Origin of the sequence: Allobosea sp. (genome assembly GCF_036675845.1) — a bacterium.
In the GTDB taxonomy this organism is placed as follows: domain Bacteria; phylum Pseudomonadota; class Alphaproteobacteria; order Rhizobiales; family Beijerinckiaceae; genus Allobosea.
Genome location: NZ_JAKFED010000104.1, coordinates 1 through 7,634 on the forward strand (window position 1 = coordinate 1; position 7,634 = coordinate 7,634).

Annotated in this window: 9 protein-coding genes; 8 read left to right on the plus strand and 1 reads right to left on the minus strand. The window is 68.2% G+C overall.

Annotated elements, in window-relative coordinates; genetic code table 11:
- Positions 1–680 (plus strand): MFS transporter (locus V6M56_RS11500; RefSeq protein WP_332683789.1); only part of this gene is annotated, 680 nt, incomplete at its 5' end.
- Between the two features lies 1 nt (position 681).
- On the opposite strand, the gene V6M56_RS11505 is transcribed toward V6M56_RS11500, so the two are convergent.
- Positions 682–1,572 (minus strand): LysR family transcriptional regulator, encoded by an 891-nt coding sequence (locus V6M56_RS11505; RefSeq protein WP_332683791.1) that lies wholly within the window; start codon positions 1,570–1,572, stop codon positions 682–684.
- A gap of 121 nt (positions 1,573–1,693) precedes the next feature.
- Between V6M56_RS11505 and V6M56_RS11510 the strand changes: the two genes are divergently transcribed.
- The 7 genes from V6M56_RS11510 to V6M56_RS11540 all read left to right on the plus strand — a co-directional run.
- Positions 1,694–2,500, plus strand: a complete 807-nt coding sequence (locus tag V6M56_RS11510; protein ID WP_332683792.1) for a putative hydro-lyase — start codon at positions 1,694–1,696, stop codon at positions 2,498–2,500.
- A complete protein-coding gene (locus V6M56_RS11515; RefSeq protein ID WP_332683794.1) occupies positions 2,497–2,928 on the plus strand; it encodes a cupin domain-containing protein in 432 nt (143 codons plus the stop codon). Before V6M56_RS11510 ends, V6M56_RS11515 begins: the two co-directional genes overlap by 4 nt.
- Positions 2,925–3,998 carry a TRAP transporter substrate-binding protein gene (locus tag V6M56_RS11520; protein WP_332683796.1) on the plus strand — a complete coding sequence of 358 codons (1,074 nt, stop codon included), beginning with the start codon at positions 2,925–2,927 and terminating at the stop codon, positions 3,996–3,998. The genes V6M56_RS11515 and V6M56_RS11520 overlap by 4 nt, the downstream gene beginning before the upstream one ends.
- A 112-nt stretch (positions 3,999–4,110) precedes the next feature.
- Complete coding sequence (locus V6M56_RS11525) at positions 4,111–5,181, plus strand: TRAP transporter substrate-binding protein (protein WP_332683797.1); 1,071 nt, start codon at positions 4,111–4,113, stop codon at positions 5,179–5,181.
- Positions 5,182–5,195: 14 nt separating this feature from the next.
- Positions 5,196–5,831 carry a TRAP transporter small permease subunit gene (locus V6M56_RS11530; protein ID WP_332683798.1) on the plus strand — a complete coding sequence of 212 codons (636 nt, stop codon included), beginning with the start codon at positions 5,196–5,198 and terminating at the stop codon, positions 5,829–5,831.
- The gene (locus V6M56_RS11535) at positions 5,828–7,207 is read left to right on the plus strand and encodes a TRAP transporter large permease (protein WP_332683800.1); all 1,380 of its coding nucleotides are present in this window, start codon (positions 5,828–5,830) and stop codon (positions 7,205–7,207) included. The genes V6M56_RS11530 and V6M56_RS11535 overlap by 4 nt, the downstream gene beginning before the upstream one ends.
- The coding region (locus V6M56_RS11540; RefSeq protein WP_442881140.1) for a DUF2848 family protein at positions 7,204–7,634 on the plus strand (431 nt) is incomplete at its 3' end. The genes V6M56_RS11535 and V6M56_RS11540, both read left to right, overlap by 4 nt.

The following is a 7,634-nucleotide window of genomic DNA, read 5'->3' on the forward strand; positions in this document are numbered from 1 at the left end:
TGTTCGGCATCTTCCTGTTCGTCGCGCAATATCTTCAGCTCGTTGCCGGATTCTCGCCGCTCGTCGCCGTTCTCTACACGCTGCCTTCCGCGCTCGCCTTCATCGCCGGCTCGATGATCGTGCCGGCGCTGGCGAGCCGTCTGCGCGTGCGCCAGATCATGGTGGCGGGCCTTGTCGTCGCGGCGCTCGGCTTCCTGGTCATGACGCAGATCACGGCGAGCAATTCGGTCGCAATCGTCGTCATCGGCACGGTGGTGTTCTCGCTCGGCTTCACCCCGGTGGTGGCGCTGACGACCGACCTGGTCGTCTCCGCCGCGCCGCCGGAACGCGCCGGCTCCGCTGCGGCCCTGTCCGAGACCAGCATCGAACTCGGAGGGGCACTCGGCATCGCCATCCTCGGCAGCGTCGCGACCGCGATCTATCGCGCGCAGATGGTCGGCGCCGTTCCGGCGGCGATGCCGGGCGAGGCGGCCGAGGCGGCGCGCGCGACGCTCGGCGGCGCCGTGATGGCGGCCCATCAGGCTCCGGCGCAGGCCGAGCCGATGCTTGGGCTGGCGCGCGAGGCCTTCATCCAGGGCATGCAGCTCAATGCCTGGCTAGCCGTTGCCGGGCTGCTGGCGACGGCGATGCTGGCGCTGCTCTTCCTGAAGGAGCCGCGGGTGGCCGCCCACAGCCACTAGTCTAGCGAGCGGCGCCCGCGGAGGCGGAGCCGGCGATCTCTAGCGCCAGGTCGATGATGCTGGTATCGGGCGAAGCGAGCCAGCCGGCGACGAATTGCAGGTCGGGAATCCCGGCGGCGCAGTCGATCTCGACCAGACGGCCGGCAGCAACGTCGTCAGTGACGATCGAGGCCGGGATCAGCGCGACGCCGAGCCCGTCCAGCGCCATGCGCACCGCGGTGGCGAGCGCCGCGCTGGCATGGACGCGCGTCGGCGGCAGATGTGGATCAGAGAGCAGTTCGCGCAGCCGCATATAGGGTTGGGTGTTGCGCGCGAAGGTGATGATCGGGAAGGCGGCGATCCGCGAAAGCAGGTTCTCCCCGGCCGAGAAGCCGAGCTTCGGGCTGGCGAAGAAGCGGATCGGCTCGTCGCGCAGGGGCCGAGATAGGATCGAGGGCGCGCTGATCGGCCCGAGCATGAAGGCGAGGTCGATCTGCTGGGAAAGCAGCCGCTCGCGCAGATTCGGCGAGATGTCGACTTCGATCTCCAGCGTGATGCGCTCATAGCGCGCCGACATCGCCTCGACGAAGCGCGGCAGCCAGGTGTGGACGATGGTTTCCGCCGCGCCGAGCCGCAATGTCCCGCGCAGCTGCGAGCGGTCGGTCACCGAGGCGACGAGCTCGGCCCGCAGCCGCAGCAGGCGCTCGGCCTGCGCCAGCACCGAGCGCCCGGCCTCGGTCAGGGCGAAGGAGCGCCGTCCGCGCTCGATCAAACGGGCGTCGAGCTGCTCCTCCAGCTGCGCGATGCGTTGCGAGACCGAGGGCTGCGTGGTGTTGAGCTTGGCTGCCGCGCCCCGGAAGCTCTTCAGCTGCGCCACCCAGACGAAGGTCTCGAGAGTCCTGAATTCGATCAAGGGGTGCCTCATTCGATAAGTCAGATTTATCAGCAGCGATCCCGAATGACAATTGGACGACAGTGCCGGCTTCGGCCCAGTATTGACGCAGAGGCACCGGAAAAGGGGCACGAGGGGAATGTTGGAACAGCCGATCTCAACCGAACGCGGCTTCGCGACCGGCGCCGAGGCGCGCCGCGCCGTGCGCGAGGGCAGGCTCTCCTGCCAGACCTCGTCGCTGGCGCCCGGCTTCGTGCAGGGCAATCTCGTCATCCTGCCGCAAGATCTCGCCAGCGATTTCCTGCGATTCTGCCAGCGCAACCCGAAGCCCTGCCCGATCATCGGCATGACCGAGCCCGGCGACCCGCGCCTGCCCGATCTCGGCGCCGATCTCGATCTGCGCACCGACCTGCCGCGCTATCGGGTCTGGCGCGACGGCGAACTGGTCGACGAGCCGGCCGATATCCTCTCGCATTGGCGGGGCGACCTGGTCGGCTTCGTCATCGGCTGCAGCTTCTCCTTCGAGGAGGCGCTGATCGCCGACGGGCTGGAGGTCCGCAACGTCGCAGCAGGCGTCAACGTCTCGATGTTCCGGACCTCGATTCCCTGCGCGCCGGCCGGCCGCTTCGCCGGGCCGATGGTGGTGACGATGCGGCCCTTCAGCCCGGCCGATGCGATCCGCGCCATCCAGATCACTTCGCGCTTTCCCGCGGTGCATGGCGCACCGGTGCATATCGGCCTGCCTGAGCAGATCGGCATCGCCGATCTCGGCAAGCCTGACTATGGCGACCCGGTCGAGATGCGTGACGGCGAGCTGCCGGTGTTCTGGGCCTGCGGGGTGACGCCGCAGGCGGTGATCGCCGCCGCCAGGCCGCCCTTTGCCATCACGCATGCGCCCGGCGCCATGCTGGTCACCGACCTCAAGAACAGCCGGCTGTCGATCCTATGAGCACCGTCCCTCATCCCGGCTTCGGCGCTTTCGCCAAGCAGCATCGCGAATTCTTCGACGCGCTGTCCACTGAGGGCTGGGAGCCGGTCGCGGGCTATGCCGGCGTCGAGCAGAAGCTCCTGTCCGGCCGGCTCGACCATGCCGGCCGCAGCGGGGCGCTGACGCGGCTTTCGCGCTGGGCGCCCGGTGCCTTCGTCGCCGAGGCGGTGGTGCATGATTGGTGCGAGGAGGTCTTCCTGATCTCGGGATCGCTCCGCATCGGCAACCCCGACGATCTCGATAGTTCCGAGTTCCTGCCGGCCGGCTCCTACGCCTGCCGCCCGGCCCAGGTCCTGCATGGCCCGTTCTTCACCGAAGGCGGCTGCCTGATGATCGAGTTCAACTACTACCCGCCGACCCCCTCGACCCGACAGGAGCGCTTGCCATGAAACGACTTCGCTATGCCTCGCTTGCGGCCCTCATGCTCGCCCTCGCCGGTCCGGCAGCGGCGCAGACCCTGCCGCCGGGCCCGACCGTCAACATCCAGGCGGTGACGCAGGTCGGCCCGGCCCTGCCGCAATACACCAAGGTCGACATACCCTTGCTGCGCGAGGGCGTGCCGAAGAAGTCGGGCGGGCGCATCAACGTCACCCTGGCGAGCTGGCCCGAGCGCAACCTCACCGGCCCGGAGATCATCCGCCTCGTCCGCTCCGGGCAGGTCGATATCGGCGCCGTGCCGCTGAACACCGTCTCCGGCGAGGTGCCGATGCTCGACATGGTCGATCTTGCCGGGCTGAACCCGACGGTCGGCCAGGCGCGCAAGGTCGCGCAGGCGCTGCTGCCGGAGCTCAACAAGGAGCTGGAGCGCTTCAACACGAAGATCGTCGGCATGTACCCCTTCGCCGCGCAGGTCTTCTTCTGCCGCGACAAGGTCACGAGCCTCGCCGATCTCAAGGGCAAGCGCATCCGCACCGGCGGCGGCTCGTCCAACACCTTCGTCAACTCGATCGGCGCGCAGCCGACCGCGATCGGCTTCCCCGAGGTCTACACCGCTTTGGAGCGCGGCGTCGTCGACTGCGCCATCACCGGCTCCAGCTCCGGCAACGGCGCGCGCTGGTACGAGGTCAGCCAGTCGCAATATGCGCTGCCGCTGTTCTGGTCGGTCTCGATGTATGTCGTGAACCTCTCCTGGTGGAACAAGCTCGATCCGCAGGTCCGCGCCTTCCTCGAGACGACGATGAAGGAGGTCGAGGAGGCGCAGTGGAAGCTCGGCGAGGAGACCACCGAGGACGGCCTCGCCTGCAACAGCGGCGACAAGGCGGGTTGCAGGATCGGCAAGCTCGTCGAGAGCAAGCCGATGGGCCTGTTCCGCCCGGTCCAGGCCGACCAGGACGTGCTGCGCGCCACCCTGACCTCGGCGATCCTGCCGCAGTTCATGGAGCGCTGCGGGGCGCGCTGCGTCGAGGTCTACAACCGCGCCGTCGCGCCGATCTCGGGCGTTACCTACCAGGCCAAGTAGATCGGGCTGAGTAATCGGCGAAGGTGACCCAGCGGCACAAGGCCGTTGCAGGCACCGCGATTGCATCCATGATGCGTGGCCGCCGCGCCGCGGCCACGCACGGGAGAACCACATGACGATTTCCAGATCTCTGGCAGCGGCCCTGGCCGTGTGCGCCATCGGGACGGCCGACGCCCAGACCGTGCCGCCAGGGCCTGCGGTCAACGTCACCATGGTGACGCAGCTCTCGCCGACGATCCCGCAATACACCAAGGTCGACATCCCGATGCTGCGCGAGGGCATCCCGGAGAAGTCGGGCGGCCGCATCAAGGTCACCCTGGCGAGCTGGCCCGAGCGCGCCCTGACCGGCCCCGAGCTGCTGCGCGTCATCCGCTCCGGCCAGATCGATATCGGCGCGCCGGCGCTGCCGACGGTGGCAGGCGACGTGCCGATGCTGGAGATGTCCGATCTCGCCGGGCTGAATCCGTCGCATGCGCAGTCGCGCAAGGTCATCGACGCCGTGCTGCCGGAGGTGAACAAGGAGCTCGAGCGCTTCGGGGTGCGCATCATCGCGACCTTCCCCTATCCGGCGCAGGTCTTCTATTGCCGCGAGCCGGTGAAGAGCCTCGCCGACCTCAAGGGCCGGCGCATCCGCACCGCCGGCGGCTCGACCAATGATTTCGTCCAGTCCTTCGGCGCCCAGCCGACGGCGATCGGCTTCCCCGAGGTCTACTCGGCGCTGGAGCGCGGCGTCGTCGACTGCGCCATCACCGGCACCGCGACCGGCAATGGCGCGCGCTGGTACGAGGTGACCAAGCACATGTATGCGCTGCCGGTCTCCTGGGGGAACTCGGCCTATGTCGCCAATCTCGCCTGGTGGAACAAGCTCGACCCGGCCGTCCGCGACTTCCTGCAGGCGACCTTCAAGCAGGTCGAGGACCAGCAATGGGCGCTCGGCCTCGAGGCGACGGAGGACGGCATCGCCTGCAATGCCGGCCAGAAGGAAGGCTGCAAGATCGGCCATGTCGTCGAGAACAAGCCGATGACCGTCACCCGCCCGAGCGACGCCGACATGGAGACGCTGCGGGCCAGCCTGCGCACCGCGGTGCTGCCGGCCTGGGTCAAGCGCTGCGGCGAGCGCTGCGGCGAAGCCTATAACCGGCTGGTCGCTCCGATCACCGGCGTCCGTTACGAAGCACGCTGAAGGGGACGGCCGCGATGCTCGACAGAATGATCGTCGCGGCCGCCCTGTGCCGGCGGCTCGTGGCCCGGCTCGGCACCTTCATGGGTTATGCCGCCGGCTGGGGCTTCATCCTCTGCGCCGCCTTCATCACCTTCGATGTGCTGGCGCGCCGCTTCCTCGGCTTCTCCTCGCAGTCGACGACGGAACTGACCGGCTATGCGCTGGCCTTCGGCATCTCCTGGGCGCTCGCCCATGCGCTGACCAGCCGCGCCCATGTCCGCATCGACGTGCTGATCAACTTCCTGCCGCCGAAGATCCGCTATCCGATGCACCTGCTCAGCCTGGCGGCGCTGGCGGTCTTCGTCGCCTTCATCGCCAAGGGCGCCTGGGAGCTGGTCGATGAATCGCTGCTCTTCGGCGCCACCGACATCAGCATATTGCGCACGCCGCTCTGGATTCCGCAGGGCCTGTGGACCTTCGGCATCGTCGTCTTCCTCGTTCTGATCCTGCTGATGCTGGCGGAGAGCACGCTTCTGGTGCTGGCCGGGCGCGGCGGCGAGGCCGAGGTGCTGCTGCATCAGCGCACCTATGACGAGGAGGCGGCGGAGGCGTTGGAGGCGGTCGGTGCGCTCGATGCCGACATTGCGGCTGGCAAGGGAGCGACGAAGTGATCGCGATCGTCTTCCTGCTCGTTCTCGTCGGCCTCATGGTCGCCATGAGCTTCATGGGCATCGGCCCCGGCAACCTGCTGATCGGCGAGGTGCTGCTGCTCGTCGGCCTGTTCCTGCTGTTCTTCGGTGCCGGCATCTATATCGGCGCGGCGCTCGGCGTGCTCGGGTTGATCATCGGCTTTGCCTTCTCCGACCGGCCGTTCTGGACCTTCATCGGCCAGACCGTCTGGAACCCCTCGTCGAGCTTCGTCCTCGTCGCGGTGCCGCTCTTCCTGCTGATGGGCGAGATCCTGCTGCGCGCCGGCCTCTCCGACCGGCTCTACAAGGCGCTGAACGTCTGGCTCGACCGTCTGCCCGGCGGGCTGCTCCACACCAATATCGCGGCGTCCGGCGTGTTCTCGGCGATCTCGGGCTCCTCGGTCGCCACCGCCGCGACCATGGGCTCGGTCGCGTTGCCCTTCTTCAAGGGCACGCGCTACGACCCCAAGATGGTGCTGGGCACGCTCGCCGCCGGCGGCGCGCTCGGCAACCTGATCCCGCCCGGCATCACCTTCATCATCTACGGGCTGATCACCGAGACCTCGGTCGGGGCGCTCTATCTCGCCGCCGTCGGCCCGAGCATCCTCGTCGTCATCCTCTTCGTCCTGGTCATCCTGTGGAAGGCGAGGACGGCGGCCCCGCATGCCGATCCCGACGCGCCGCGCCTGCCGCTCTCGGTCAAGCTGCGCAGCCTGGTCGATCTCGCCCCGACCGCGATCTTGATCCTGATCGTGCTCGGCACCATCTATGGCGGCCTCGCCACCGCGACGGAATCGGCCGCGCTCGGCGTGATCGGCGCCATCGTCTTCGCCGCGATCGAGGGCAGGCTCTCGTTCAGGATGCTGAACGACTCGGCCGAGGCGACGGCGCGCAATACGGCGCTGATCGGGCTCATCCTGTTCGGCGCCTATGTGCTGAACTACGTCTTCGTCGGCCTCGGCGTGCCGCAGGCGCTGGCCAAGCTCGTCGGCGAGATGCCGCTGCCGCCCTGGGCGGTGATGCTGCTGATCATCGGCTTCTACCTGGCACTCGGCACCTTCATGGAGGGCTTCTCCATGGTGATCACCACGATCCCGGTGATCTTCCCGGTTGTCGTCGCGCTCGGTTACGATCCGATCTGGTTCGGCGTCATCGTCACCATGCTGGTCGAGATCGCGCTGATCTCGCCGCCGGACGGCACCGTGCTCTACGTGCTCCAGGGCATGCGGCGCGATGGCGGCCCGATCACCGACGTCTTCTCCGGCGTCATCCCCTTCTTCCTCGTCTACATCCTGGGCGTCCTGATCCTGATGTGGTTCCCGCAGCTCGCCCTCTGGCTGCCAACGATGGCGCAATGACCATGCTCTCCTTCGATCGCTTCACCATGGCCGGCCGCGACAGGGTCGCGGTCGAGATCGACCATCTCGTCATCGCCGGCTGGGCCGGGCGCGACGAGGCGGCACTGCGCCACCATGTCGAGGAACTCGCCGCCATCGGCGTGCCGCGGCCGAGCGCCATGCCGGTTTTCTACCGGGTCGCGGCGCAGACGCTGACGCAAGCCAAGGCGCTCGCCGTGCTCGGCCCGGATTCCTCCGGCGAGGTCGAGCCGCTGCTGGTCTCGCTCGCCGACGGGCTCTGGCTCGGCCTCGGCTCCGACCATACCGACCGCAAGGCCGAGACCTTCGGCATCGCGCTGTCGAAGCAGCTCTGCGGCAAGCCGATCGCCGGCGCGCTCTGGAAGCTCGCCGAGGTCGAGGGCCATTGGGACGAGATCGAGATGCGCGC